The organism is Halomonas sp. TH-94 (genome assembly GCF_057473365.1).
Window position 1 is genome coordinate 1 of sequence record NZ_JBYCKL010000085.1, and the last position, 25,981, is coordinate 25,981.

The following is a 25,981-nucleotide window of genomic DNA, read 5'->3' on the forward strand; positions in this document are numbered from 1 at the left end:
AGCAGCGGTATCGGCCAGATCAACCAGGCGATCACCGAGATGGATCAGGTCACGCAGCAGAACGCCGAGCGCGTGCAGCAGAGCGCTCGTGCGGCGAACGACCTGCAGCGCCAGGCCGAGCTGCTCGACCGCGCCATACGTGTCTTCCGTCTACGTGGCGCCGGAGCCGAGCAAGTGCCGAACCATGAACAGAAGCGCGCCGTGGATAGCAGAACCGGGCGTTCCGGTGTGGTGTTCTCGGCATTGGCACATGACCCTTTGCCCAGCAAGAAGGCTGCCGCCAAATCTGGCAAAGCAGCAGTCGATGAAGAGTGGGAGACGTTTTGACACAGATACGCCCACCCGGCTCCGAACCGGGGCAATGGTCGGGCCTGGGGCACCTCGAGCGTGACCTGGTCCTGACCGACGAAGATTTTTCCAAGATTCGGCAGCTGATCTATCAGCGCGCCGGGATCGTGCTGGCGGAGCACAAGCGCGAGATGGTCTATAGCCGTCTCGCCAAGCGCCTGCGCCACCATGGCCTGACTCGCTTCAGCGATTACCTGGAGAAGCTTGCCCGTCAGCCAGATGCCAAGGAGTGGGAAGCGTTCACCAACGCGCTGACCACCAATCTCACTGCTTTCTTTCGTGAGATGCACCACTTCCCGCTATTGGCCGATCATGTCAGCAAGGCCTCAGGTCCGGTGCGTGTCTGGAGTGCTGCCGCCTCGACCGGTGAGGAGCCCTACTCGATCGCCATGACCCTTCAGGAAACCCTTGGGGCGCGCGCCAGCGAGGCGAGGGTGGTGGCGACCGACATCGATACGGAAGCCTTGGCCCGCGCTCGTGCAGGAGTCTATCCCGTCGAGCAGGTGCGCAAGCTGGACGAAGACCGAGTGCGTCGTTTCTTCCAGAAGGGGCGGGGCCAGCATGAAGGCTTGGCCAGAATACGGCCGGAAATCTCCAATATGGTGGAGTTCACGCAAATGAACTTGCTGGCGCCACAGTGGCCACTCAAGGGGCCATTCGATGCCATCTTCTGTCGCAACGTCATGATCTACTTCGACAAGCAGACCCAGACACGCATACTCGAGCGCTTTGCCCCCTTGCTCAAGCCCGATGGTTTGTTGTTTGCCGGCCATTCCGAGAATTTCTCTTACATCACCAAGGTATTTCGCCTGCGGGGACAGACCGTCTACACCTTGGCCTAGCCTCCGTCCGAAAGTGGCGAAACCTCGCCACTTTTCTGAAAGAGCCTAAAGTTTTTGCCATCCACGCCGATGAAATGGGCATGTGCTTTTTGCCTTGGGTCGCAAAGACTCCCTTACGTGACAGGAGACCTTGCCTTGGGATCGAACAGGATCAAGGTGTTGTGCGTTGATGACTCGGCGCTGATTCGTGATCTGCTCACCGAGATCATCAACTCGCAGCCGGACATGGAAGTGGTGGCGGTCGCGCCAGATCCGCTCGTTGCACGAGACCTTATAAAGCAGCACAACCCCGATGTCTTGACGCTCGATGTCGAGATGCCGCGTATGGACGGTCTCGATTTTCTCGAGCGCCTCATGCGGTTACGCCCGATGCCGGTGCTGATGGTCTCCTCGCTGACGCAAGCCGGCTCGGAGATCACCCTGCGCGCCCTCGAGCTGGGGGCGGTCGATTTCGTCGCCAAGCCTTCGCTGGGTATTCGCAGCGGCATGATGGAATACGCCAACGACATCGCCGAGAAGATACGCGCTGCCGCCAAGTCGCGGCCTCGCCAGGCACGCCAGGTTCAGGCGGCGCCCCGTGCGGCCCTGAAGGCCCCCTTGGTGTCTAGCGAAAAGCTGATCATCATCGGTGCCTCCACGGGGGGCACAGAGGCTATCCGTGCCGTACTCGAACCCCTGCCGGCCAACAGCCCCGCGATTTTGATTACGCAGCACATGCCGGGTGGCTTTACCCGCTCCTTTGCCGAACGCTTGAACCGTCTTTGCAACATCACCGTGAAAGAGGCGAGTGACGGTGAGCGGGTACTGCCAGGTCATGCCTATATCGCGCCCGGCGATGCGCATCTCAAGCTGGCGCGCAGCGGTGCCAACTATATTGCCAAGCTCGATGACGGCCCACCGGTCAATCGGCATCGCCCTTCGGTAGACGTGCTGTTTCACTCGGCGGCGACTCAGGCCGGACGTAACGCAATCGGTGTGATTCTCACGGGCATGGGCAAGGATGGCGCCGCCGGCCTGCTGGAGATGCGTCAGGCCGGATCGGCGACCCTGGCCCAGGATGAGGCGAGCTGCGTGGTCTTCGGTATGCCTAGAGAGGCCATTGCCGTCGGTGGGGCTGTCGAGGTGATCGGTCTCGATGACATTCCGCAACGTCTGATGGAGCTGGTGGCTGCTTCCGGTCGCGCCCAGCGAGTCTGAATGTTTATTTTCAGAACAATAAAAACATAAACAGGAACTTTGCCTGTCACTTATCGCGAGGAACGCCTAAATGAGCCGCTTGTTACGTAACATCAGTATTCACGCTTCCATGATTGCTGTCCTGATCTGCTTTGCCGTGCTGATCGGGGTGGTGTCGTTGCTCTCGATCATGTCGGACCGGCAGGCAACAAGAATCATGGCCGATCTCGACCGTATCAATGTGCAACAGCTCAACGAGATCAATCGCGCCGATGCGCTGCTCAACGTGGCACGGGTGAGTCTCGAAATCGCCTCCAACCAGATCATGCTTGGGCGCATGGCGGATGCCAACCAGCAGCTCGATATCGCCGCTAACCGCATGGAGCGTGCACAGACGCGATTGAACAACTTCGCTGCCGCGCCGAAGTCGGCCCAGGCCCAGGAGCTGGCAGAGCAGCTCGAACAAAACTTCACCATGGTACTTGGCCTCGTCCGCGAGCAGCATGTGGCGTTGGACGAACTCAATACGCCGGGATTTGGCAATCTCCGTGACCAGTTGATCGAGCCGAGTGCTGCGCTGGCCGATAACATGACGGAGTTCGTTGCCTATGGTTTCAGTAATGCCCAGGCCATGGCCGCAGATTTCCGCACCCAGTCGGATCGCTTTGTATTCATCACTTTGAGCGCGCTGCTGCTGGCCCTGGTGGTGTTGGCATTTGTCTACGTCGGGCTGCGTACCACGGTGATTCGCCCGCTCAACTCGGCGGTGAAGCACCTTCAAGCCATAGCCAAGGCCGACCTGACCGGTCAGATTCCCGACGGCAGTCGCAACGAAATCGGCAAGCTCTTCAATGCCATGCGTAACATGCAGCAGAGCCTGTCGCGCATTGTCGTGCAGGTGCGTGATGGTAGTGGTTCCATCCATGTCGGTACGCGCGAGATCGCCAGTGGCAATACAGACCTCTCCTCGCGTACCGAGCAGCAGGCGGCCTCGTTGCAAGAGACGGCCTCGAGCATGGAAGAAATCACCGCCACCGTGCGACAGAATGCCGACAACGCGCGTCAGGCCAGCGGTCTGGCGCTGGATGCCTCATCCACCGCCGAGCGGGGTGGGGAAGTGGTCGACCGCGTGGTCAAGACCATGGGCGGAATCTCCGCCAGCTCCAAGAAGATCAGCGACATCACCAGCGTCATCGATTCAATCGCCTTTCAAACCAATATTCTGGCGCTGAATGCCTCGGTAGAGGCGGCGCGGGCCGGGGAGCAGGGGCGCGGCTTTGCCGTGGTTGCCGGCGAGGTGCGTAACCTGGCCAGCCGTAGTGCTACTGCCGCCAAGGAGATCAAGGAGCTGATCGACGGTTCGGTCGCGCAGGTCAAGGAGGGTTCGGTACTGGCCGAGCAAGCCGGCGAAACCATGGACGAGGTGGTCAGAGCGGTGCGCCGGGTCACTGACATCATGGACGAGATATCCGCAGCTTCTCAGGAGCAGAGCGATGGTATCGAGCAGGTGAGTCAGGCAGTCGGGCAGATGGACCAGGTGACGCAACAAAATGCCTCGCTGGTGCAGCAGGCTACCGTTGCCGCCGCATCTCTCGAAGAGCAGGCGAATCGTCTCGAGCAGGCGGTAGCCGTGTTCCGGCTGGTGGGGGACATGCAGCGTGAGCCCAGGCATGAAGAGCGTCATGGCGGCCCCGGTACTACCAGTGGGACGGCAAAAGGGACGGTACGCAGCAGTGTTCCGGCGCTGTCTCCATCACGAGCCCCGGCACGCGACCTGGCAGAGGTAGATCCGAAGCCGCGCCGCAAGCAAGCGAAAGAGCCGGTAGCCGAAGGCGAGTGGGAAGAATTCTGAGTTATTCAAAGAGCACCGACGGTCCGGGCGATCGTCCGTCAAGATCATTACCTGTTAGAAGAGGGGAACCCTGATGGCTGACAAGAACATGAGCTTTCTGGTGGTGGACGATTTTCCCACCATGCGTCGAATCGTGCGCAGCCTGCTCAAGGAGCTGGGCTACACCAACGTGGAAGAGGCCGAAGATGGCCAGGAAGCGCTGAGCAAACTGCGCTCCGGTTCCTTCGAATTCGTCGTCTCCGACTGGAACATGCCGAATCTCGACGGTCTGGAGATGCTCAAGCAGATCCGTGCCGATGCCGCGCTGAAAGAGCTGCCGGTACTGATGGTCACGGCGGAGGCCAAGAAAGAGAACATCATCGCCGCCGCTCAGGCTGGTGCCAGCGGTTACGTGGTGAAGCCCTTCACCGCCGCCACGCTGGAAGAGAAACTCAACAAGATTTTCGAGAAACTGGGTAAGTGACGCCGGTTGGCCAGGCCCGCCTGCGGAGGAGAGAACAAGATGAGCGCAAACGAGCAGTCTGACCAGGCACATCCGTCAGGTGCCGCCGGTGAGGATCTGGTCCAGCGCATCGGTCAGCTGACACGCATGCTGCGTGAAAACATGCGTGAACTGGGCCTGGACAAGGAAATCGAGAAGGCGGCGGAGGCCATCCCCGACGCACGGGACCGGCTGAGCTACGTGGCCACCATGACCGAGCAGGCAGCAGAGCGTGCACTCAATGCCATCGATCGTGCGCAGCCGCTGCAGGATTCGATCAGCAGCGGTGCCGAGTCGCTGGACAAGCGCTGGGCGGAGTGGTTCGCCGAGCCAAAGCAGCTCGACGAGGCGCGTAACCTCGTCAAGGAAACCCGCTCCTATCTGGCTGAGGTGCCCGACAAGGCCCAGGCTACCCAGAAGGAGCTGCTCGAGATCATGATGGCCCAGGATTTCCAGGATCTGACGGGCCAGGTGATCAAGAAGATGATGGATGTCATTCGCGAGATCGAGCATCAGCTGGTCCAGGTGCTGATCGATAACGTTCCCGAGGGGATGAGCCGCGAAGACATGCAGCGCAAGGCCAATGATCAGTGGGAGAATGAGGCGCGCCGCAGGGAAGAGGGGCTTTTGAACGGTCCCCAGATCAAACCGGGTGCCGACGTCATGTCCAATCAGGATCAGGTCGACGACCTGCTCGATCAGCTGGGCTTCTGAACGAAGGGGCGGCTGCCATGCCGCCCCGAGCCATGCAGCGATTTCCCCTTGCTACCCACCTGAGCGCCGACGGTCGTGGCCGATAAAGCCACGATCATCGGCGCTTTTTGGCGTATCGCCCTCCTTTCAATAACGCCACAATGGCCACCGTGCGGAAAAGTGTGCGGAGTCCATGGCCGACCAAAGCAGCGATCAGGAAAAAACCGAAGAGGCCACGCCTCGACGCCTCGAAAAGTCGCGTGAGGAAGGACAGGTCGCTCGTTCCCGTGAGTTGACCACCTTCATGTTGCTGTTGGGAGGCGTGGTCGGCATGTGGTCGATGGGCGCCATGCTCTACGATCAGTTGGGACTGGTTATGGAGCAGGCCTTTCTGTTCGAGCGCCAGCAGGCCTTCGAAACCGGCCCCATGCTCAGCAACGTGCTCGATCTTGCGACACGAACGCTGTATACCATGCTGCCGCTGTTCCTGCTGCTGACCGTGGTGGCATTGGTGGCGCCGGCCCTGTTGGGGGGGTGGCTGATATCAGCCAAGTCGCTCAAGCCGCAGATGTCGAAGCTCAACCCCTTCAAGGGGCTCAAGCGCATGTTCGGCACTCAGGCGCTGGTCGAGCTGTTCAAGGCCATTGCGAAGTCGACACTGATTGGCGGGGTGGGCATGGCTTACCTCTACTTCAACCGCGGGGAATACCTGGCGTTGATGGATCAGCCGACTACCCAGGCGCTGGCACGGGCGCTGATGATGGCAGCCCAGGCCTGTGGCCTGATGGTGCTGACCCTGCTGGTGGTGATACTGATTGACGTTCCCTACCAGCTCTGGAGCCATGCGAAGAAGCTGCGAATGTCCAAGGAAGAGGTCAAGCGCGAGCACAAGGAGTCGGAGGGTGACCCGCACGTCAAGGCGCGCATACGTGCTCAGCAGCAGGCCATGGCCCGGGGGCGCATGATGAGCAAGGTACCGGAGGCTGATGTGATCATCACCAACCCCACCCACTATGCCGTGGCACTGCAATACGACGAGAAGCGTATGGGCGCTCCTCGTGTCGTGGCCAAGGGGGCCGATCTGGTGGCAGCGCGCATCCGTGAGCTTGGCGCCGAGGCCGGCGTACCGCTTTTGCAAGCCCCGCCGTTGGCCCGCGCGCTGTATCATCACGTCGATCTCGATCATGAGATCCCGCTGGACCTTTATACTGCGGTAGCGGAAGTGCTGGCCTGGGCCTTCCGTCTCAAGCACGTTTCACGAGAAGGGGGAGAGGTGCCGCCTACACCCGAGAATTTGACCATACCCGAGAGTCTGGAAGTGCCCGCTGCCGACATGCCCAATGACGCCACTGATCAAGGGCCATCCGTGCCCGGCGGAGCGGGTCGATGAATCCATTGAGTCAACTCATCGGTCGCCGCGATTGGTTGGGTGATGGGCGCATGAAGCTGCTGGCCGGCCCGGTCCTGATCATCATGATCCTCGGCATGATGATCGTGCCGCTGCCGCCGTTTGCGCTCGATCTGCTGTTCACTTTCAACATTGCGCTCGCCGTGATGGTGCTGCTGGTCAGCATGTTCACACAGAAGCCGCTGGATTTTGCCGCCTTCCCGGCCGTACTGCTTTTCACCACGCTGCTGCGTCTGTCGCTCAACGTTGCCTCGACCCGGGTCATCCTGATGGAAGGCCACCAGGGCGGCGATGCTGCCGGTAAAGTGATCGAGGCTTTCGGCCAGTTCCTCATCGGTGGCAACTTTGCCGTTGGTCTGGTGGTATTCCTGATTCTCGTCATCATCAATTTCATGGTTATCACCAAGGGCGCGGGACGCATTGCCGAAGTCGGCGCGCGCTTCATGCTCGACGCCATGCCCGGCAAGCAGATGGCCATCGATGCCGATCTCAATGCCGGTCTGATCGGCGAGGAGGACGCCCGCAAGCGGCGTGCCGAGGTGGCCCAGGAAGCCGATTTCTACGGCTCCATGGATGGCGCGAGTAAATTCGTTCGCGGCGATGCCATGGCCGGTCTGGTGATCATGGTCGTGAACATCATCGGCGGACTGATGATCGGCATGCTTCAGCACAACATGGGTTTCGGCGACGCCGCAGTTACTTACACCCTGATGACCATCGGCGACGGCCTCGTCGCCCAGATACCCGCCTTGATCATCTCCACCGCTGCCGGCGTGACCGTTTCCCGCGTCAATACCGACCAGGATGTCGGTCAGCAGATGATCAGTCAGCTGTTCGTCAACCCTCAGGTACTGGTGCTGGCGGCTATCGTCATGGGTCTGCTGGGTCTGGTGCCGGGCATGCCCAACCTGGTATTCCTGATTTTCACCTGTCTGCTGGCCGGCCTGGCATGGATGCTGACGCGGCAGAAGGAGCAGCGCCTGGTGGAAGCGGAGCTCAAGACCGAGGCGCCACCGCCACCCGAAGCGCCCGAGGCCAGTTGGGACGATGTTCAGCTGGTAGATACGCTCGGCCTGGAAGTCGGTCACCGCCTGATCCCCCTGGTCGATCAGCGGCAGGACGGCGAGCTGCTGGGGCGTATCAAGAGCGTACGCAAGAAGTTCGCCCAGGAGGTGGGGTTCCTGCCTGCAGTGGTGCATATCCGCGACAATCTGGAGCTCGGGGCCAACGCGTATTTGATTACCCTCAAGGGCGCCGAGATTGGCCGCGCCGAGGCGTTCCCGGGTCAGTGGCTTGCCATCGATCCCGGCCAGGTGACCGGCCAGTTGCAGGGCACGCCGACCGCCGACCCCGCCTTTGGCCTGCCGGCCATCTGGATCGATGCCGGCCAGCGTGAGCACGCACAGGTCTACGGCTATACCGTGGTCGATGCCGGCACGGTAATTGCCACCCACCTCAACCACCTGTTGCATCGTCACGCCCCCGAAATGCTGGGCCGGCAGGAAGTCCAGAAACTGTTGGACAAGCTGGGTGACGATCAGAAATCTCTGGTGGACGACGTGGTGCCCAAGGCGGTTACTCTGACGGCACTGCAGCGAATCCTGCAGAATCTGCTGGAGGAGGATGTTTCGATACGCGACATGCGCACTATCCTGGATACGCTGGCTGAGCATGCGCCGCATCAGCAGGATACCAGCGAGCTGACCGCACTGGTTCGTATCGCCCTGGGGCGCGCTATCACGCAGCAGTGGTTCCCGGGACGCGATACGCTGAACGTGATCGGTCTGGATGCCCAGCTCGAGCAAGTGCTGCTGCAGGCAATGAATGGTAACGGTGCGCTCGAGCCTGGTTTGGCGCAAACGCTGATGAGCCAGGCCGAACAGGCCCTGGAGCGACATGAAGCCAGCGGAGAGCCGCCGGTGCTGGTGGTACAGCACAGCTTGCGCCCGCTGATAGCCCGCTTCCTGCGCCGGCGCATGCGCCATCTGGTGGTCATGTCGCAGGCGGAGATACCCGATGATCGTACACTGCGCGTCACGACGCTGGTGGGAGGTCGATAAACGATGAGTGTCATGCGGTTCGTTGGAGCCAACAGTCGTGAAGCCATGCGCCAGGTGCGTACGGCACTGGGAGACGAAGCCCTGATTCTGGCCAATCGGCGAACCGAGCAGGGAGTCGAGATCCTGGCCATGGCCGAATCGGCAGCAACCTCGGAACCTGCCGATGTGCCGCGACAGGAACCGCCGCCCGCCAGGCAGGCGACACCTGTCAGCTCGGATCCGGCCCAGGCCTTCGAAGCCATGAGCGCGAGGCTGCTGGAAGAGATGCGTGACATGCGTGCGCTGCTCTCCCGTGAGAAAGACACCACGGCAGCCACCGGGACTTCTGGTGAGCCCATCCTGCGCATCATGCTGGAAGCCGGCTTCAGCCAGTCGCTGGCGGAAGATGTGGTCGCGACACTGCCGGAAGAGCTCGCGCTCGCCCATGAAGGGGACGACCGCGCGATGGCCTGGCTCTCGCGGCAGCTGGCCAAGCGCCTCGTCGGGCTGGAAGATGAGGCGGCTTTCATGGATCGTACCGGCATCGTGGCCCTGATCGGGCCCACCGGTGTGGGAAAGACGACCACCACCGCAAAACTGGCGGCGCGCTATGTCATGCGTCACGGCACTCGCCCGGTGGCGCTGGTCACCACGGACAGCTTTCGTATCGGCGCGCATGAGCAGCTGCGTATCTATTCGCGACTGCTCGATGTCCCCATGTATGCCCTGAATGCCGATCAGCCGGTTTCCGATCTGTTGGCGCGAGTGAAGGGCAAGTCATGGATCATCATCGATACCGTGGGCATGAGTCAGCGTGACCAGCGTGTGATCGAGCAAGTGGGTCACCTGCGCGGCGGTGACACCTCGGTACGGCTGGTGCTGCTGCTCAATGCGGCCAGCCAACCGGAAACGTTGGAAGAGGTGGTGGTGCGCTACCGTCAGGCGGCTCAAGCAGCCGGCGGCGAGCTGCACGACTGCATCATCACCAAGCAGGACGAGGCAGGCAGGCTGGCGCCGGCACTCGATATCATCATGCGCCATGGGTTGAGGCTGCTGTTCGTCTCTCATGGGCAGCGTGTGCCGGAGGATATGGCGCTGGCCGAACCTGCCGACCTCATCGAACACTGTCTTGCCAGTCGCGTCCCGTTGCCCCGTGCGGTGTCACGGTCGACGCCCAGCGAAGGGGCGGCCAGGGGCGCCGGCAATCTGCTGGGCCAGGGACGTCGTCTGGCGACGGTGCTGGAGGCGTTGCGCCAGCGATTGCCGGCGTTCGGCGGGCTCGAGGCGGTGTGGAATATGCTGGGCCTGCCTATTTCGGTGCAGCAGCAGCGCCTGGATACGCTTCTGGGGGAATATCCCTGGCCGGGGCAGGCGCTGGGCATGCTCTGGAACGAAAGGCGGCGTGTTGCGGGAGAGAGCTGGGCGATGCCGGATGTGGCACTCAGCGCGGAAGGCGCCTGGTTGGCGTTGCCTTTGCTTCAGCACCGTCAGGTGGCAGGGCAGCAGGCACGTCTTGAAGCGGCGCTGGAGCAGCACGAGATAGCCCTTCATCTCCTCAATGGGCTTCCCGATGGCGATGCCGGCGAGTGGCTCGAGCGTCAGCGATTTACATGGTGCAGCCAGGTCAGGGGCAGCCTGCGTGTCGAATTTGCGGGAGAGCGCCAGACATTGAGCGGGCTCGAAGCGGTAGCCGAGTCCGTAGGTCAGGTGCGCTGTCGTTTCCGCGGCGAGGCGGCGCGGCTGGTATTGACCTCCTTGCCTGTCGGCGTCCACTTCAAAGGGAGCCGTCGCGACTCGGCTGCTCTCGAAGTGAGGGCCTGGTTTGGCCAGGTACGCGACGAAGAAAGCGGCAAGATCCTAGTCAGGCGCTGCTGGGTCACGCCTGAAAGGCTGGGAGAAGAAGTTCAACCGCTGCTGCTTTCGCTTTTGCAGGGTGACGTACTGCCTCAGCTGACTCGGCGCGCCTGGCAGCGTCTCGATTCCAGTGAGATCGGTGAGATGCGCGCTGACGTGCGCCTGCTGATGGCCAGTGGTCTGGCCACGGTGGCTGCTCATCTCGATCTTGCCGAAGACGAGAAGGCCATGGATCTCAGAGCCGAGCTGCTCGGACTCAGTGGCGGCAAGCGTCGTCGCCGCGACGTGGCATTGCTCGAAGCATTGATACAGCTATTTCTGGTGCGCGATGCCATTCGCCACCTTGGCCTTGGTGAAAGGGAGTCAAGTTGATGGGATGGGACCAGGCCGCGGGCCTGCGCCAATGGGCGAACGGTACATCGCAGGACGACTGCCCGTTACACGTGGCTGAAATGCTGGTCGAACTCGCCGCGGAGATAGCTCCCGGGGATCCATCGAAGCGCTCGGCTGCCCAGCCGGTCCCCACGAGTGGGGCGATCAAGCCGCCCAAGCCTCGCAGCGACCAGGAGCTGACGCTGATGGTGCTGGGGCTGGCGGGCACGGCGGAGCGGCATACAGCCCGGGTAACCGAGCTATTTGAGAGCTGGGCACGGGAGGGTAGGCGCTGGGTCGGCAATCCGCGTGCCTGGCGTATCGTGGCGTTACCGATCAATAGCTCACATCTGCCCCTGTTGGCAGCACAGCAATCCCATTGGGCGCTTTGGGTAGACGATGACCTGGAGGCCTTTCGCCGCGGCTATCGCATGCTCCAGCAGATCGCCGAGCAGGGCGGGCCGCAGCGTCTGATCGCCGTGCATCCGCCGGGGGTGGGGCGTGAAGGCCTGCTGAGTAATCTTCAATATGTGGCGGAAGCATACTTTGGCATCGAACTGTTGGTATTGGCGCGATGAAGCCACGGGTCTTGCAAGGTATCGTTATCCTGGCCATATGTGGAGCCTGGGCGGGCTTGGCCCAGGCTGCGGGTAGCTGGGTAGCGACGGCCCCTGCCGTCCAGGTGGTGATGAGCGAACGTCCGGCAATGTCCGCCGCTCTTCTACCTCCAACGCCGGAGCTGGCCCAAGGCCAGGTAATGGGCCGGGTGAACTGGCAGTATCAGCCACTGGCAGGGAGAGAGGTGAATGCCTGGCTTTGCCACATGGGGGGATGTGTGCCACTGCCTGGCTCACGAGGACAGACCGAGGCGCTGGCCGGTATGCCGGCCGATACCCCACTTTACTTTCAGTTCTCCCTGCAGGAGCGTGGCCAGCGCGCTGCGACCCTGCAGGGGCTGCAGGTGATAGTGAATCATCACAACCTGTAGTGAATCTGACTCGTCGAGCATGGTGAAGCGATGCTCGAGGGAACCGTCAGCCGCGAGAGCAAGAGCATGTACACAGCACGAGGCAAGATAGAACAGTCGGACCTGCTGGAAGAGTACCTGCCGCTGGTGAGGCGCCAGGCGCTGTCGATGCAGGTTCGTCTACCCGCAAGTATCGAGCTCGATGATTTGATTCAGGCCGGTACGGTAGGGTTGCTGGAAGCGATGGGTCGTTTCGACGCCAGTCAAGGCGCCAGCTTCGCTACCTTCGCCAGCCAGCGTATTCGAGGCGCCATGCTGGATGAGCTGCGCAGCCGCGATTGGTTGCCACGCAGCGTGAGGCGCAATGCACGGGCGGTCGATGAAGCCGTGCGTCGTCTGGAGCAGCAGCTGGGCAGGCCGGCGGAGGAGAATGAGATTGCCGCTGAGCTCGAGATGGGACTCGCAGAGTACCGACAACTGTTGAACGATACCAACAGCGGTCACCTGCTGCCTTTCGAGGTGCTGGTGTCGGAAGGCGTAGAGCCCGGCATCGAGGATGCCACCATCGATACGCCTTACCGCATGCTGATCGATGCGGAGAAGCGTCAGCAGTTGGTCGAGGGCATCGAGGCGTTACCCGAGCGGGAAAAGCTGCTGATGGCGCTGTACTACCAGGAAGAGCTCAACCTCAAGGAGATCGGCGTCGTGCTCGGGGTCACCGAATCGCGGGTATGCCAGTTGCATAGCCAGGCCGTGAGCCGGTTGCGCGTACGCCTGGCCGAGAGCGACGACTAAAGGTTGTCCATCAGCGCTTTGGTACTCGCCAAGGCTTCCATGTAGCAGGCGTGGAGTCGGTCGGCTGGCACATCGTCGATGGCAGCTTCTACCTGCCGCTCATGATTTTCGCAAAGGGTAAGCACGGCGCCTAGCGGCCCGACACGGTACTTCAAGGCTTCGATGATGGGCAAGCCAAGCGGCAGGTGCTCGAGCAGGGTGCTGCGATCCTCCTCGAGCAGGGCGTCCATCAGCGAGAACAGACCCGTGGTGAAGGCATCCTCGGGATCCAGGGTGGGGAAGGGGGCAGCAAGATTCCGGCACATGAAGGCACGAACAAGCGCCATGCGCAGTACGATGCGAGATGAGGGCTGCAAGCTGGCCAGGGTCAGCGTCAGGATCAGGCGCCGCAATTCGATCAGCCCGAGTACCTGTACCGCTCGATGCAGATCCACTGCCTTGCCACCGCGATTGAAATAGGAAGAATTTGCACGGCGCAGAATGGCCACGTGGAGATGCGGCACTTGCACCACCAGTTCGTGCATCCGGTTCAGGTCGCTGTTGTCCTCGTAAAGGGCGCGGATGAGACGGATTTGTGCGGCCCGGTTACCGTGGCGCCCGCGCGGCTGAGAGGCAATGAAGCTGGGATGCGCCAAGTATTGGCCATGGTAGTAGTCACAGCCCATCGCCTGATAGCGCTCCAGCGCCTGGCGACTGTCGAGATTTTCGACCAGCAGTTTTATGTTACGTGCCGGGAGCTTTTCCAGCGTCTGTTCATCGAGGTCGCTGGGTGACGTGAGCAGAATGATATCGCAGCGGCCAAGCATGGTGCCGACATCCTGCTTGATCAGGCGGGAAGGCATGATGACCCGGTAGCCGCGCTCACGAATGTCGTCCAGACGCTCGAGCAACTCGGCATCGATGGAGCCGACCTCGGCGATCCCGAGGGCCAGGCGTGGTGCCGGCGTGGGAAGCAGCTCCGGGCGGTCCAGCCACTCCAGGGGTAGGTCGATGAACAGCGTTCTATCGCCCAGCAGACCGGCATCGCCCAGCTCGTACACAGCACTCGCCAGTGCCCGGGCCGTGGCAGACATCAGATCTTCGACTTCGTCATCGGCTTCGACGTGCCGGCCGTAGACGAGGCGATCGGCCACATGGTGATGGCTGGCATCGTGAACCGGGTGAAGGGCGATGGTGAAAGGCTCTGGTTCCCTAGGTCCGGACATGCTGCTTGGCTCCCTGCTGAGTGTTGCTGCACCCAGGTATATTTAATGTTTGCTGATGTTACGGCGGCGAAGGCCCCGGTTCTACAGCGCTTGGCGCAAAGCCGCGAGAGTTGGCTCGAGATCGGGAGACAGACTCTCGAGGCTGGGGCGGGCATGAAAGAAGCCTTGCTGCTGAGTGATGCCGTGACGGCCAAGCCAGAGTGCTTCCTCACGTGTTTCCACGCCTTCGGCGACCAGATCGATGTTCAGTTCGCCTGCAAGGCCGACGAGTGCCCTGAGGATGGCCTGGCGGCGCGTGTCCTGGTCGCAGCTCATGATCAAGGCGCGGTCGAGCTTGAGCCGGTCCGGGTGCAGTTCCGTCAACAGGTCGAGGTTGGCGAAGCCGTTGCCGAAATCATCAAGCGCGGTCATGAAGCCCATGCTCCGGTAGGCCTCGATGATGTTGCGCAGGTGTTGGTCCTGGACCTTTTCGGTTTCGGTGACCTCGAACACCAATCGCTCCACTGGCCAGCCAACCTTGCTGGAGATGGCCAAGGTAGCCTGAATGCAGGCTTGGGGTTCGTAGACGGCATTGGGCAGAAAGTTGATCGACAGGCTTTCCTGCATGCCGAGCTGACTGGCGAGTTCGATGGCACGGATGCGACAGGCCTGATCGAAGCGGTAGAGAAGGCGCGGGGTCACCTGGGCCAGAATGCTGGCGGCAGACTCGCCCGCCGGACCTCTGACGAGTGCCTCGTAGGTCGTGATCTTGGCTGCGTTCAGATCGACGATAGGCTGGAAAGCCATGGTGAACGTGAAGGGCAGTGCTCCTTCGCAGCGTTCGCAGGCCCCGTCTTTCTCGGCGCACCGTTGCATGTCGTTTCCTCTCTGGCCGCCTTCGGCCAGCTGGTGGTTTTTTCTGTGCCGCAGGCGAACAGAACCGTGATTTATTCCCTATCGGCAGGCAAAGAGGGAACTTTAGTAAGAGACATTGAATTGATGTGGATCAAGAACAGTGGGGGTGGCGCCTTGGTTTCTTTAAAGTGCCCTCTTTCGCTGCCGATAAAAATCGTTAGACTCGATGCCCCGCATCTCCAGGAGCCTGAATGAATCCTTCAACCCTCATCGGTATGTTCGCCAGTGTCGTACTTTTGGTCAGCGTGCTGTTCTTCACTGCCGAATCGCCCCAGAGCTTTCTCAACCTGCCGGGCCTTGCCATCGTTCTCGCAGGCACCATGGCTGCTACCTTCATCAGCTACCCGCTCAAGGAGGTCGTTCGTGTGGTGCGCCTGGTGGGTCTGGTGTTTCGGCGTGAGAACACCTACATGAGGGATGACATCAAGGAGCTGGTGGACATCTCTCGGCTGTGGTTCAAGGGTGACGTCCGGGCCGTCGAAGCGGCGCTCGAGAAAGCGCGAAACCCCTTCTTGCGTACGGGCATTCAATTGGTCATCGCCAATACCAAGGAAGAGGAGATCTTCGATCTGCTGCGCTGGCGAATCGCCCGGCTCAAGGCACGTGAACACGCCGAAGCCCAGATCTTTCGTACCATGGCCACCTATGCCCCAGCGTTCGGCATGATCGGAACTCTGGTCGGGCTGGTGAACATGCTCGAAGTGATGGAGTCCGGCGACCTGCATGTGATCGGCCCGCGTATGGCCGTGGCTTTGCTGACGACCTTCTATGGCATTCTGCTGGCCAACCTGGTTTTCAAACCGATTGCGGTGAAGCTCGAGCGGCGTACTGAAGAGCGCCTGATTGCCATGAACATGGTGCTCGAGGGTATTTCGTTGATCACCAAGCGTCGTCTGCCCTCCTTCATCGAAGAAACCCTCAACTCCTTCGTGGTCAACTATCACGACGAAATCCGCGACCCCATCGTGGCCAGGCAGGACGCCATCGACGAGCAGGCTCGCAATGCTTGATCGCAGCACGCGAGATCTTCTCAACCCACCAGCCACCGGTGATGGTGACGGGGAGGGTTGGCTGGTCAGCTACCTGGATGTGCTGACTCTGTTGATCACGCTGTTCGTGCTGCTGCTTTCACTGGCAGGAAACGGCCTTGCCGTACAGGGAAGCCGCTATGCCGGCGAAGTGGCTTCGGCGATCTCACCCCAGGCCGAGGCGGCGGCGCGGATGGTGGCAGGGGCCGGGCTCAAGCCTCGTCACGATGGTCTACAACCTCGCCTGCCGAATCTCGACATAGAGGGGGGTCAGCGTGGCCGAGGGGCGGCAGGGCATCACGCTGCGGATCGACGACAATCTTCTGTTCAGCAGCGGGCAGGCCACTCTGACTGAGCAAGGCCGACGGGTGCTGAGCGGCCTGCATGAGGTACTCGAGACGTTTGAAGGAGATGTTTCGGTTGAGGGGCATACCGACGATATCCCCATTGCCACGGCTCAATTTCCTTCCAATTGGGAGCTCTCTTCCGCCCGCGCCATTGCCGTGCTGCGTTATCTCTCCGAGATTGGGGTGAATGCCGGCCGACTTCGCGCGGTGGGCTATGCCGACACACGACCCATGGAAAGCAATGAAACCCTGGAAGGGCGTGCTGCCAATCGACGTGTCGAACTGCTGTTGCACCAACAGCTGACGGAACATTAGGCCCGTGACCGAATAAGTCATTGTTGCTCGCTATAAGGACACCGCATGACGGCAAAAGGGGCAGGCCGGAAGCCACCGTCGTATCGGCGTTGGCCGGCCTGGCAGGCTGCGCTCCTCTGTAGCGCGGCGATATTGCCGCTGACGTCAGTTCTGCTATGGGCGGACTGGCGCGACGTGGCCGCACCCATAGGTGTGGGGGGCAGTATCATGGCGGTGCTGGGTGGCGTACTGCTGCGTCAATCTCGGCGCCTGGCCCGCGCCGAGGAGGCGCTCTTTCACAGCGAAAAGCATTTGCTCCAATTGAATGAGTCGCTGCAGGCGGAGCTCGACATCGCGGCACTGGCGTTCGACACCCACTTGGGCATGTTCATCACCGATGCCAAGGGGAATATATGCAAGGTCAACCCCACCTTCGAGCGCATAACCGGATATCGGGCCGAAGAGGTGTTGGGCGTGAATCCCCGCATTCTGAACTCAGGGCGTCACGATGCCGATTTCTATCGCGAGATGTGGACCTGCATTCACGCACAGGGCAGCTGGCAGGGTGAGGTGTGGAATCGCCGCAAGAATGGCGAAATCTATCCTCAGTGGGTCACCATAAGTGCCGTCAAGGATGGTGCGGGAAAGCCGAGTCATTATGTGGCCACGCTCAGTGATATCACACTGCGCCGCGCTGCCGAACAGGAAGCGCATCGTCTCGCGTTTTACGACCCGCTCACGGGCCTGCCCAATCGACGCATGCTGCTGGACCGCATGGCGCACGCGCTGCGAAAGTATACCGTCGAGGGGCAGCAGGGGGCGCTGATGTTCATTGATCTGGACGGCTTCAAGCACGTCAATGACAGCCTCGGTCACCAGGCGGGCGATGAGCTGCTGCAGTTGACTGCCAAGCGCATTGCGGAGGTCAGCGGCGATTCCGTCCTGGTGGCGCGGCTGGGTGGCGACGAGTTCGTGATACTGGTCGAGGAGCTGGGGCACTCGGTCGTCGATGCCTCGCAGCGAATTGAGCGAGTGGCCTCCCGTCTCTTGAGCAAGCTGGCCGAGCCCTGCTGGCTCGGTCAGCGTCGCCACTTGCTGTCCGGCAGTATCGGTATCACGCTGCTCAACGACGGGGCCAGCGACGCCGATGAAACCTTGCAGCAGGCCGAAATGGCCATGTACCAGGCGAAGCAGGCCGGCCGTAACACCTGGCGCTTCTTCGATCCGACCATGCAGGCGGTTGCGGTGAGGCGAGCTCTGTTCGAGAGTGAACTGCGTCAGGCGGAGCGGCGAGACGAACTGCAGCTCCATTATCAAGTCCAGGTGGACCGGCACGGCTCAGTCACGGGTGTAGAGGCTCTGCTGCGCTGGCGCCATCCTGAGTATGGCATGGTGCCCCCTTACGATTTCATCCCCATAGCCGAAGAGAGTTACCTGATCATCTCGATCGGCCATTGGGCGCTCATGACGGCCTGCCGGCAGTTGGCCGATTGGGCTGGGGATGCTGAGACTGCGGGCTTGAGCATGGCTGTCAACATCAGCCCGCTACAGTTTCAGCAAGCCGACTTCGTCGAGCGTCTGGAGGAAGTACTCCAAGTGACCGGTGCCTGCCCCGAGCGGTTGAAGCTCGAGCTTACCGAAAACCTGTTCCTGCAGGAGCCGGATGCCGTACGTGACGCCATGCTTCGCATCAAGGCGCTTGGGGTACGGTTCTCGCTGGATGATTTCGGCACTGGCTACTCGTCGCTGAGTTACCTCAATCGGCTGCCACTCGATCAGTTGAAAATCGACCAGTCCTTCGTGCGGCCGCTTTTCGAGGATGGCGCCAACGAGGTGATTTGCGCCTCGATCATCGACCTGGCTCGCAACCTGGGACTGGAAGTGATTGCCGAGGGAGTGGAAACCCAGGCGCATCGTGATTGGCTGGAGCAGCAGGGCTGCCACGCCTTCCAGGGCTATCTCTTCGGCCGTCCTGTGCCGATGAGCACATTGAGGGGGCAGCTTAGGGAGTTGGCAGCTACCGCCGGAAGGTAACTCCCGGCGGTGCAAGGGCTCAGTGGTCGACTCGGCCCAGTAGCAAAAATTCGATGAGCGCCTTCTGCGCATGAAGTCGATTGCCGGCCTCCTGCCAGACCACTGCACGCGGATCTTCGAGCAGCGTCTCGCTGATCTCCTCGCCGCGGTGGGCCGGCAGGCAGTGCAGGAACAGCACGTCGGGCTTGGCCTGGTCGAGAAGGGCTTCGCTGACCTGGAACCCGCTGAAGTCGGCTTCCCGCTTGGCCTGCTCATCCTCTTGGCCCATGGAGGCCCACACGTCCGTGGTGACCAGGTCGGCCCCGGTGACGGCTTCGGCAGGGTCGCGCAGCAGCGTGACCCGATCGCCAGCGGCTGCGAGGATGTCCTGGCGTGGCTCGTAGCCCTCGGGACAGCAGATTCGCAGCTGGAAGTCGAACTGGCGTGCGGCGTTGATCCACGAGTGGCACATGTTGTTGCCATCGCCGATCCATACGGCGGTGCGACCGCGCACGCTGCCCCGCAGCTCTGTCCAGGTCATCACGTCGGCCAGCAGCTGGCAGGGGTGGTAGTCGTCGGAGAGCGCATTGATCACCGGTACCGAGCTGGCGGAGGCGTAGGTTTCGAGACCGGCATGAGAGAAGGTGCGAATCATCACGATATCGACCATTTCCGCCAGCACCCGGGCGGTATCCTCGATCGGCTCGCCGCGGCCAAGCTGGGTATCGCGCGGAGAGAGAAACAGCGCGTGTCCGCCGAAGTGGGCCATGGCGGTTTCGAAGGAAACCCGGGTACGCGTCGACGATTTCTCGAAGATCATCGCCAGCGTGCGATTGCCGAATGGAGCGTAGGTAGGCCCTTGGGCGCGCAGGCGGTTCTTGATCGTGATGGCGCGCTGGATCAGGTAGTGCAGCTCTTCAGGACTCAGGTCCAGCAGGGTCAGAAAATGGCGTGTCGCCATGGCGATCTCTCCGCGCGAAAAAACCACCATCCTAGCCAGGCTGCGGGGGATGCGCAATTCGCTCTTGATAAGTAGAATGGGGGCATGAGGTGAAAGGCCGAGTGTCATGCTCGGGTATTGCCTGCGATAACCTCGGCCACCATATCTTCCAACAGGGAGCGCACATGAGCACTACCATCGAGAACATTCAGCGCCAGATCAGCGAGAATCCCATCCTGATCTACATGAAGGGCACGCCTCAATTGCCGCAGTGTGGCTTTTCGGCCCAGACCGTGCAGGCACTGATGTCCTGTGGCGAGCGCTTCGCCTTCGTCAATATCCTCGACAACCCCGATATCCGGGCAGAACTGCCGAAGTACGCCAACTGGCCCACTTTTCCTCAGCTGTGGGTGGAAGGTGAGCTGGTAGGGGGCTGCGACATCGTAGGCGAGATGCACCAGAGCGGCGAGCTCGAGAAGCTGATCAAGGACGCCGCGGCTCGTGCCAAGGCAAAGGAAGAGGGCGGCGAAGCCTGACGTTAGGCCTCCCCTGAGTGCCGTGCATGACAAGGCCTGCGAGCTTCGGTTCGCGGGCCTCTTTCATGCTGGGCGGCTCGAACTGCGCTTACCTTGAGTAACCAAAACGCCGAGCGGAGTCGATTGAATTCTGGCGCCAGCGGGACCACGCTGACCGTACCAGGCCTGAAATGGATTCAGGTATGCAACGGCAGGGAGGTAGCGATGCAAACGCCTTTGGAAATCACCTATCAGCATGTATCTCGTTCAGAGTGGATCGACGAGTACGTCAGATCCCGGGTAAGCAAGCTCGAGAACTTCAGCAAGGACATCGTCTCCTGTCGCGTTGTCATCGAGCAGACCCAGAACCCCCACAAGACAGGCAATCCTTACCGTGCCCTGGTGGAAGTAACCTTGCCGGCCAAGGGGGAGCTGGTAGCGGAAAAGACCGATAAGGTAACCGATCCACAAGTTCAGCTGCGGCCAATCATTCGTAATGCCTTTGAGGCGATGGAGAAGCAGCTCAAGAAGCAGACGGCCAAACGCGACGGGCGGGTCAAGCAGCACGACGGTGAGCCGCTACCGCCAGTGGCGATGGTGGTCCGCAAGTTCGAACAGGATGGCTACGGTTTCCTCAAGAGCGTGAGCGGTCAGGAGTACTATTTCCACCGTAATGCGGTGCTGCACAGCGACTTCGAGCGTTTGACCGTGGGCACCCGGGTGCGCTTCGAACCCAACGAGGGCGATGACGGGCTGCAGGCCAGCTCCGTGCAGATCATCGACAAGCCCGGTGTAGGGGGCTCCGCGGATGGTGACGATGATCTGGAAATGCCCGCCGGCTGGGAGCAGGAGCCGCGCCATTGAGCCCCGGCTTCAAAGCTCCTCGAGTCCCTGTTCGCGCTGTGCCAGCGCCCAACCGCCGAGATCCTTGTAGCGGTTGACGATGGCGCAGAACAGCTCCGCAGTCCGCTCGGTGTCATAGCGCGCCGAGTGGGCCTCTTGATTGTCGAAGGGAATACCCGCCGCACGACAGGCACGTGCGAGCACCGTCTGGCCATAGACCAGCCCCGACAGGCTGGCGGTGTCGAAGCTGGAAAAGGGGTGGAAAGGGTTGCGCTTGATGCCGCAGCGCTGGATCGCAGCATTGAGGAAGCCGTGGTCGAAGGCGGCGTTGTGGCCTACCAGCACGGCGCGTGTGCAGCCATGAGTCTTGATCGCCTTACGCACGGGGCGAAATATCTCTCCCAGCGCCTCGGCCTCGGAAAGTGCCACGCGCTGGCGTAGCGGATCGTCGAGCTTGATACCGGTGAAGTCCAGTGCCGACTGTTCCACGTTGGCGCCCGTAAAGGGTTGCACATGGTAGGCGTAGGTGGCGTCGGGCAGCAGATTGCCTTCGGAGTCCATGGTCAGCGTTACGGCGGCGATCTCGAGAATGGCGTCACGCTCGGGATTGAAACCACCGGTTTCGAGGTCCACCACCACGGGCAGGAAACTGCGAAACCGCTGGGCCATCATCTCGCGGCTGATCGCCTCGCTCATGCGCCTCTCCTCATTGCGTGCCTATGGCATCCGGTCATTGTCGCGGTCAGCTTCAGGCCGCTTGGCGACCTGCCGCGGCCTGGCCGACTCTCATCGGCGAAAAGTCTACCAGCTTGGTCGCGATACGTCCCGCGGCCGGTATTCGTCGGCCGGTAGCCACGCTATACTGCGGCTCTTGTGCCGATTTATCTGAGAGGAGCCCCGAATGTCCGATGTCAAGAAGGTCGTGCTCGCCTATTCCGGCGGCCTGGACACGTCCGTTATCGTCAAGTGGTTGCAGGAAACCTACAGCTGCGAGGTAGTGACCTTCACCGCCGACATCGGTCAAGGCGAGGAAGTCGAGCCGGCACGCACCAAGGCCCAGGCCCTTGGCGTAAAGGAGATTTACATCGAGGACCTGCGCGAAGAGTTCGTTCGCGACTACGTCTATCCGATGTTCCGCGCCAATACCATCTATGAAGGCGAGTACCTGCTGGGTACCTCCATCGCCCGCCCGCTGATCGCCAAGCGCCTGATCGAAATCGCCAACGAGACCGGCGCCGATGCCATCTCTCATGGTGCCACCGGCAAGGGTAACGACCAGGTACGCTTCGAGATGGGAGCCTACGCGCTCAAGCCCGGTGTCAAGGTGATCGCTCCATGGCGCGAGTGGGACCTCACGTCGCGCGAGAAGCTGATGGCCTACTGCGAAGAGCACGACATTCCCGTCGACTTCTCCAAGAGCAAGAAGAAGTCGCCTTACTCCATGGACGCCAACCTGCTGCACATCTCCTACGAGGGCGGCATCCTCGAGGATCCCTGGGCCGAGGCCGAAGAGGACATGTGGCGCTGGAGCGTGGCGCCCGAGGCCGCGCCGGATGCGCCCACCTATGTCGAGCTGACCTTCGACAAGGGCGATATCGTTGCCATCGACGGCAAGGCACTGAAACCCCACGAAGTTCTCGAGACCCTCAACCAGCTGGGTGGCGACAACGGGATTGGCCGTCTCGACATCGTCGAGAATCGCTATGTAGGCATGAAGTCCCGTGGCTGCTACGAGACGCCGGGAGGCACCATCATGCTGCGTGCCCATCGTGCCATCGAGTCGATCACCCTCGACCGTGAGGAGGCGCACCTCAAGGATGAGCTGATGCCCAAATACGCCAAGGTGATCTACAACGGCTACTGGTGGAGCCCGGAGCGTCGCATGCTTCAGGCCGCCATCGACGAAACCCAGAAGAACGTCTGCGGCGTGGTACGCATGAAGCTCTACAAGGGCAATGCCACCGTCGTGGGTCGCAAGTCCGATCAGTCGCTGTTCGACGAGTCCATCGCGACCTTCGAGGACGATGCGGGCGCCTACAATCAGAAGGATGCCGAGGGCTTCATCAAGCTCAACGCCCTGCGTCTGCGTATTGCCGCCGGCAAGGGTCGCCAGCAGAGCTAAGGAAAACGCTGATTCATTGCTGCGTTCGAGTTCTACTGTAACCTCTCCTCGTTCGCGACATGATCAGGTGTTGCCTGTCATCGGATATAGGTTCGGCACCGGCTTATGGCCGGTGTCACCGTTTCGGGAGGATCCCAAATGCTGAAGAAACTGTTGGGTGGGCTGTTCGGGGGCGGTGACGTCAAGCCTGGCAATGCCAAGGCCGCCGAGCCGGTGGAGTACAACGGCTACCTGATCGTATCCGAACCCGTCGAGCAGGGCGGGCAGTTCCGGGTCAGTGGCTGGATTCGCAAGCCGGGCAACGGCGACCAGGAGGCGCTTGAGCACCGCTTCGAACGCTCCGACCTGGTGCCCGGCCGCGACGCCTGTGATCAGCTGATGGTCAGCAAGGCGCAACGTTATATCGACCAGGTTGGCGATGCCATGTTCGAGCCGCGCTGATTCACCGGTAATGATCTGACCGGACTCGCTCTCATCCGTTGGCCCAAGTGTCTGACGGCGCTTGTATTGTTACACTTGCCCCGACGCGTGTGCGATGGGAGACGATATGCAAGTGCTGCATCGGGCCTCACCCTGGCGTGACCTCTTCGCCAACGATACCTTGCCGGAGCTGGCATCTCTCCTGGCCCCGCTGCGCGACGCATTGGAAGCGCTGGGGCCTAGCCCCGACCTGGCGACCGCGCACGCCTGGCAGCTGCGACTGGTCGAGGCGCTGATGCGCCTTGACCTGCCGGCCTGGCGTATCAGCCAGCTGATCAGCGATCACAATGAAATGCTTTATCGGCGTGCCATTCAGCTTTCACTGAATGACATGCAGGGGCAGGGTTGGGGCGAACCGCCGGTGGCGTTCTGCGTTCTGACGCTGGGCTCTGCCGGACGTCACGAAAGCCTGTTGGGACCCGATCAGGATAACGCCATGATCGTGGCCGAGTATCCTGATGCCCGCCATACCGAAATCGATGGCTTCTTCCAGTCATTGGGGGAACGCTTCACCGCTCGGCTCGACGGAGCCGGGATTCCCCTTTGCAATGGCCACGTGATGGCGCGCTGGCCCATGTGGCGCAAGCGCCTTTCGGAGTGGCAGAACCAGCTGACACTGTGGACACAAGATCGGCGGGTCAAACGCGTGCAGCAAAGCAACATCCTGCTCGATTTCCATCCTGCCTTCGGCGATGCCGAGCTCTCTCGCTCACTCGCCGGTCATGTCGCGCTGCTGATGCCCAGGGCGGGTCTGTTCCTGGATGAAATGTCCCACCTGCTCGATGAAGTACCGCTCGCGCTGGATCGCTTCGGCCGGCTAGCGGGAGATGGGGAAGGTGCGCCCCATGAGAATGCGCTCAATCTCAAGCGCCAGGGACTCCTGCCGTTGGTCAATGCCGTAAGGTTGCTGGCCCTTCGTCAGGGTATTTGTACACCGGGCACTCGGCAGCGGCTCTCGGCGCTGGTGCTCCGTGAAGCACTGACGGCTCGACAGGCAAGGGCGGGGGTCGCGGCGCTGGACAGGCTTCAGTCGCTTGTGTTGACCACACAAATTGACTGCCTCAAGGCGGGGGGGACGCCGGACGGCTGGATCGACCTGGCCCGGCTCGAGGAGGACCAACGCCTGCTGTTGCGGCATGACATGCAGGTCATTCGCAGCCTGATCAGACAGGCGCAAGGCCGCCACTCCTGAGCCGCATGCTGTTCCTGTCACGCTGGCGCCAAGGCGGCCAGCAGCTCTTGAGCGTGGTGATTCGCTTGGTGGTAAAGGCCCAGAAGAAAAGAATTTTCCTCGCATAGTGTGATGTCATGCATGGCAAATTGCCGCTCCGTACCCTCTACACGATGCAGGATATGACCGTACACACCTGCTCGATGCAGTATCGCATCGCTGGTGCTGGCATCTAGCTCTATCCCTTTCAAGAACTCTTCACCGGTAACGCCCAGCAAGAGATCGACAGTGGAGAGCAGTCCAATGAAGTAGGCATCCTGCGCATTCAACTCATGTTCTTTCGCGAGGAGTTCGCAGGCTTTGGCTCTGGTCAGTGCCAGTTCGGCATGTTCGGATTGCGCTTCGCCCAATAAACCCAACATGGCGACCCAACTGGTCAGCTGGCGAAAGCCGAGACGCGTCACGACATCATGGAGCGAGCTGATCGGGACCTGTTGACGATGAAAAGCATTGTTCGCCACACGCGTCAGTTTCAAAGCCAGTTCCGGGTCGGACTGTATCAGCGCAACGATTTCACCCAGTTCGGGCTCGGGGCGACAGAGTGCCTGAAGGAGTACGGTTGCCTGAAGCGTGGAGGCTGGAATCTTTTTCCCGTACACGGGTTTCGGCTGTGCATAGAAGTAGCCTTGAAACAGGTCGAAGCCCATCTCAAGGTAGCGTTCGTGCTCAGCACGCGTTTCAACGCGTTCGGCTACCCATTTGACATCCAGGTGGGAGAGTCGCTTTTTATGCATCTCTACCGTCGTCGGCGATAACGTCGAGATATCGACCTTGATGTATGAGGCCAGCGACAGCAGGGCATCCCACTGTTGAGAGAAGGCGAAATCGTCCAGGGCGAAGCGATAGCCTTGATCGTGGAGACACTGAACAGCGTGGATCAAAGCTTCGCTGGGTACGATTCTCTCGACCAGCTCGATGACGACTTGACTGGGGGCGACCGGCAGGAAATGGGGGGAGAGTAGCAGATTCGTGGAGACATTTATGAAGGCAGGCACTTTGGTAATATTGGCCCGGCGTGTAATAGCAGTGCTCAGGTGATACACGACTTCTGAGGTAGCCAGACTTTCCCCGACGTCCAAGGCACCCAACCCGGCTTCATTGCGATAGAAGAGCTCGACCCCGTAGATGTCATTCGCACGGTCGAAGATCGGCTGTGAAGCCAGTAGAAGTCTATCTGCACTATCGATTCCCTGTGTCATCTCTCGTTCTCGGTTTTATGGCTCCTTCGTTTGAAATCGGCCG

At 61.1% G+C, this 25,981-nt stretch carries 25 protein-coding genes and 1 pseudogene; 21 read left to right on the plus strand and 5 right to left on the minus strand.

The features are described from left to right. From AC2VNO_RS15900 to AC2VNO_RS15955, 12 genes and pseudogenes are all read left to right on the plus strand, one after another. A pseudogene (locus tag AC2VNO_RS15900) lies at positions 1-327 on the plus strand (methyl-accepting chemotaxis protein); the annotation flags it as partial. Next, on the plus strand, positions 324-1,190 hold the full coding sequence (locus AC2VNO_RS15905; RefSeq protein ID WP_486935039.1) for a CheR family methyltransferase: 867 nt from the start codon (positions 324-326) through the stop codon (positions 1,188-1,190). The pseudogene AC2VNO_RS15900 and the gene AC2VNO_RS15905, both read left to right, overlap by 4 nt. Positions 1,191-1,325: 135 nt before the next feature. Continuing rightward, positions 1,326-2,387: a protein-glutamate methylesterase/protein-glutamine glutaminase gene (locus AC2VNO_RS15910; protein WP_486935040.1), complete on the plus strand. Its 1,062-nt coding sequence runs from the start codon at positions 1,326-1,328 to the stop codon at positions 2,385-2,387. A gap of 70 nt (positions 2,388-2,457) precedes the next feature. Then, positions 2,458-4,218, plus strand: a complete 1,761-nt coding sequence (locus AC2VNO_RS15915; RefSeq protein WP_486935041.1) for a methyl-accepting chemotaxis protein — start codon at positions 2,458-2,460, stop codon at positions 4,216-4,218. 73 nt (positions 4,219-4,291) lie between these two features. After that, on the plus strand, positions 4,292-4,681 hold the full coding sequence (gene cheY / locus AC2VNO_RS15920) for a chemotaxis response regulator CheY (RefSeq protein WP_228580148.1): 390 nt from the start codon (positions 4,292-4,294) through the stop codon (positions 4,679-4,681). A 39-nt stretch (positions 4,682-4,720) separates the two neighbouring features. Further along, positions 4,721-5,413, plus strand: a complete 693-nt coding sequence (cheZ, locus tag AC2VNO_RS15925; RefSeq protein ID WP_486935042.1) for a protein phosphatase CheZ — start codon at positions 4,721-4,723, stop codon at positions 5,411-5,413. A gap of 172 nt (positions 5,414-5,585) precedes the next feature. Continuing rightward, positions 5,586-6,782 carry a flagellar biosynthesis protein FlhB gene (gene flhB, locus AC2VNO_RS15930; protein WP_486935043.1) on the plus strand — a complete coding sequence of 399 codons (1,197 nt, stop codon included), beginning with the start codon at positions 5,586-5,588 and terminating at the stop codon, positions 6,780-6,782. Further along, positions 6,779-8,860 carry a flagellar biosynthesis protein FlhA gene (gene flhA / locus AC2VNO_RS15935; protein WP_486935044.1) on the plus strand — a complete coding sequence of 694 codons (2,082 nt, stop codon included), beginning with the start codon at positions 6,779-6,781 and terminating at the stop codon, positions 8,858-8,860. The genes flhB and flhA overlap by 4 nt, the downstream gene beginning before the upstream one ends. Before the next feature lie 12 nt (positions 8,861-8,872). After that, a complete protein-coding gene (flhF, locus tag AC2VNO_RS15940; protein WP_486935045.1) occupies positions 8,873-11,065 on the plus strand; it encodes a flagellar biosynthesis GTPase FlhF in 2,193 nt (730 codons plus the stop codon). Beyond that, positions 11,065-11,643, plus strand: a complete 579-nt coding sequence (locus tag AC2VNO_RS15945) for a hypothetical protein (RefSeq protein ID WP_486935046.1) — start codon at positions 11,065-11,067, stop codon at positions 11,641-11,643. Before flhF ends, AC2VNO_RS15945 begins: the two co-directional genes overlap by 1 nt. 11 nt (positions 11,644-11,654) lie before the next feature. Further along, the gene (locus AC2VNO_RS15950) at positions 11,655-12,053 is read left to right on the plus strand and encodes a flagellar protein FlhE (RefSeq protein ID WP_486935047.1); all 399 of its coding nucleotides are present in this window, start codon (positions 11,655-11,657) and stop codon (positions 12,051-12,053) included. Positions 12,054-12,119: 66 nt separating this feature from the next. Next, positions 12,120-12,827, plus strand: coding sequence for an RNA polymerase sigma factor FliA (locus AC2VNO_RS15955; RefSeq protein ID WP_486935048.1), 708 nt, complete (start codon positions 12,120-12,122; stop codon positions 12,825-12,827). Here AC2VNO_RS15955 and AC2VNO_RS15960 read toward each other — a convergent pair. Beyond that, positions 12,824-14,032, minus strand: a complete 1,209-nt coding sequence (locus tag AC2VNO_RS15960; protein ID WP_486935049.1) for an EAL and HDOD domain-containing protein — start codon at positions 14,030-14,032, stop codon at positions 12,824-12,826. The genes AC2VNO_RS15955 and AC2VNO_RS15960 overlap by 4 nt on opposite strands. A gap of 81 nt (positions 14,033-14,113) precedes the next feature. Beyond that, positions 14,114-14,887 (minus strand): EAL domain-containing protein, encoded by a 774-nt coding sequence (locus tag AC2VNO_RS15965; RefSeq protein ID WP_486935050.1) that lies wholly within the window; start codon positions 14,885-14,887, stop codon positions 14,114-14,116. Positions 14,888-15,117: 230 nt separating this feature from the next. On the opposite strand from AC2VNO_RS15965, the gene AC2VNO_RS15970 reads away from it, so the two are divergent. The 4 genes from AC2VNO_RS15970 to AC2VNO_RS15985 all read left to right on the plus strand — a co-directional run bounded on the left by AC2VNO_RS15970 (position 15,118) and on the right by AC2VNO_RS15985 (position 18,629). Then, positions 15,118-15,936: a motility protein A gene (locus AC2VNO_RS15970; RefSeq protein ID WP_228576512.1), complete on the plus strand. Its 819-nt coding sequence runs from the start codon at positions 15,118-15,120 to the stop codon at positions 15,934-15,936. Next, positions 15,929-16,309 carry a flagellar motor protein MotB gene (locus tag AC2VNO_RS15975; protein WP_486935051.1) on the plus strand — a complete coding sequence of 127 codons (381 nt, stop codon included), beginning with the start codon at positions 15,929-15,931 and terminating at the stop codon, positions 16,307-16,309. Before AC2VNO_RS15970 ends, AC2VNO_RS15975 begins: the two co-directional genes overlap by 8 nt. Then, complete coding sequence (locus AC2VNO_RS15980) at positions 16,230-16,616, plus strand: OmpA/MotB family protein (RefSeq protein ID WP_486935052.1); 387 nt, start codon at positions 16,230-16,232, stop codon at positions 16,614-16,616. The genes AC2VNO_RS15975 and AC2VNO_RS15980 overlap by 80 nt, the downstream gene beginning before the upstream one ends. 174 nt (positions 16,617-16,790) lie before the next feature. Further along, a complete protein-coding gene (locus AC2VNO_RS15985; protein ID WP_486935053.1) occupies positions 16,791-18,629 on the plus strand; it encodes a putative bifunctional diguanylate cyclase/phosphodiesterase in 1,839 nt (612 codons plus the stop codon). Between the two features lie 19 nt (positions 18,630-18,648). On the opposite strand, the gene argF is transcribed toward AC2VNO_RS15985, so the two are convergent. Then, complete coding sequence (argF, locus tag AC2VNO_RS15990) at positions 18,649-19,569, minus strand: ornithine carbamoyltransferase (protein ID WP_486935054.1); 921 nt, start codon at positions 19,567-19,569, stop codon at positions 18,649-18,651. A gap of 164 nt (positions 19,570-19,733) precedes the next feature. Here argF and AC2VNO_RS15995 point away from each other — a divergent pair, with 164 nt between their 5' ends. Both AC2VNO_RS15995 and AC2VNO_RS16000 read left to right on the plus strand, forming a co-directional pair. Beyond that, positions 19,734-20,084 carry a Grx4 family monothiol glutaredoxin gene (locus AC2VNO_RS15995; protein ID WP_486935055.1) on the plus strand — a complete coding sequence of 117 codons (351 nt, stop codon included), beginning with the start codon at positions 19,734-19,736 and terminating at the stop codon, positions 20,082-20,084. 204 nt (positions 20,085-20,288) lie between these two features. Further along, positions 20,289-20,927: an HPF/RaiA family ribosome-associated protein gene (locus tag AC2VNO_RS16000; RefSeq protein WP_486935056.1), complete on the plus strand. Its 639-nt coding sequence runs from the start codon at positions 20,289-20,291 to the stop codon at positions 20,925-20,927. A gap of 9 nt (positions 20,928-20,936) precedes the next feature. On the opposite strand, the gene rnt is transcribed toward AC2VNO_RS16000, so the two are convergent. Then, positions 20,937-21,602 carry a ribonuclease T gene (gene rnt, locus AC2VNO_RS16005; protein ID WP_486935057.1) on the minus strand — a complete coding sequence of 222 codons (666 nt, stop codon included), beginning with the start codon at positions 21,600-21,602 and terminating at the stop codon, positions 20,937-20,939. Positions 21,603-21,807: 205 nt separating this feature from the next. On the opposite strand from rnt, the gene AC2VNO_RS16010 reads away from it, so the two are divergent. From AC2VNO_RS16010 to AC2VNO_RS16020, 3 genes are all read left to right on the plus strand, one after another. Beyond that, positions 21,808-23,028 carry an argininosuccinate synthase gene (locus AC2VNO_RS16010; protein ID WP_486935058.1) on the plus strand — a complete coding sequence of 407 codons (1,221 nt, stop codon included), beginning with the start codon at positions 21,808-21,810 and terminating at the stop codon, positions 23,026-23,028. A 138-nt stretch (positions 23,029-23,166) separates the two neighbouring features. Beyond that, positions 23,167-23,469, plus strand: coding sequence for an HlyU family transcriptional regulator (locus AC2VNO_RS16015; RefSeq protein WP_486935059.1), 303 nt, complete (start codon positions 23,167-23,169; stop codon positions 23,467-23,469). A gap of 106 nt (positions 23,470-23,575) precedes the next feature. Further along, positions 23,576-24,700, plus strand: coding sequence for a DUF294 nucleotidyltransferase-like domain-containing protein (locus AC2VNO_RS16020; RefSeq protein WP_486935060.1), 1,125 nt, complete (start codon positions 23,576-23,578; stop codon positions 24,698-24,700). Between the two features lie 17 nt (positions 24,701-24,717). Here the strand turns inward: AC2VNO_RS16020 and AC2VNO_RS16025 are convergent, their stop codons facing one another. Beyond that, the gene (locus AC2VNO_RS16025; RefSeq protein ID WP_486935061.1) at positions 24,718-25,938 is read right to left on the minus strand and encodes an EAL and HDOD domain-containing protein; all 1,221 of its coding nucleotides are present in this window, start codon (positions 25,936-25,938) and stop codon (positions 24,718-24,720) included. Between the last annotated feature and the right edge of the window lie 43 nt (positions 25,939-25,981).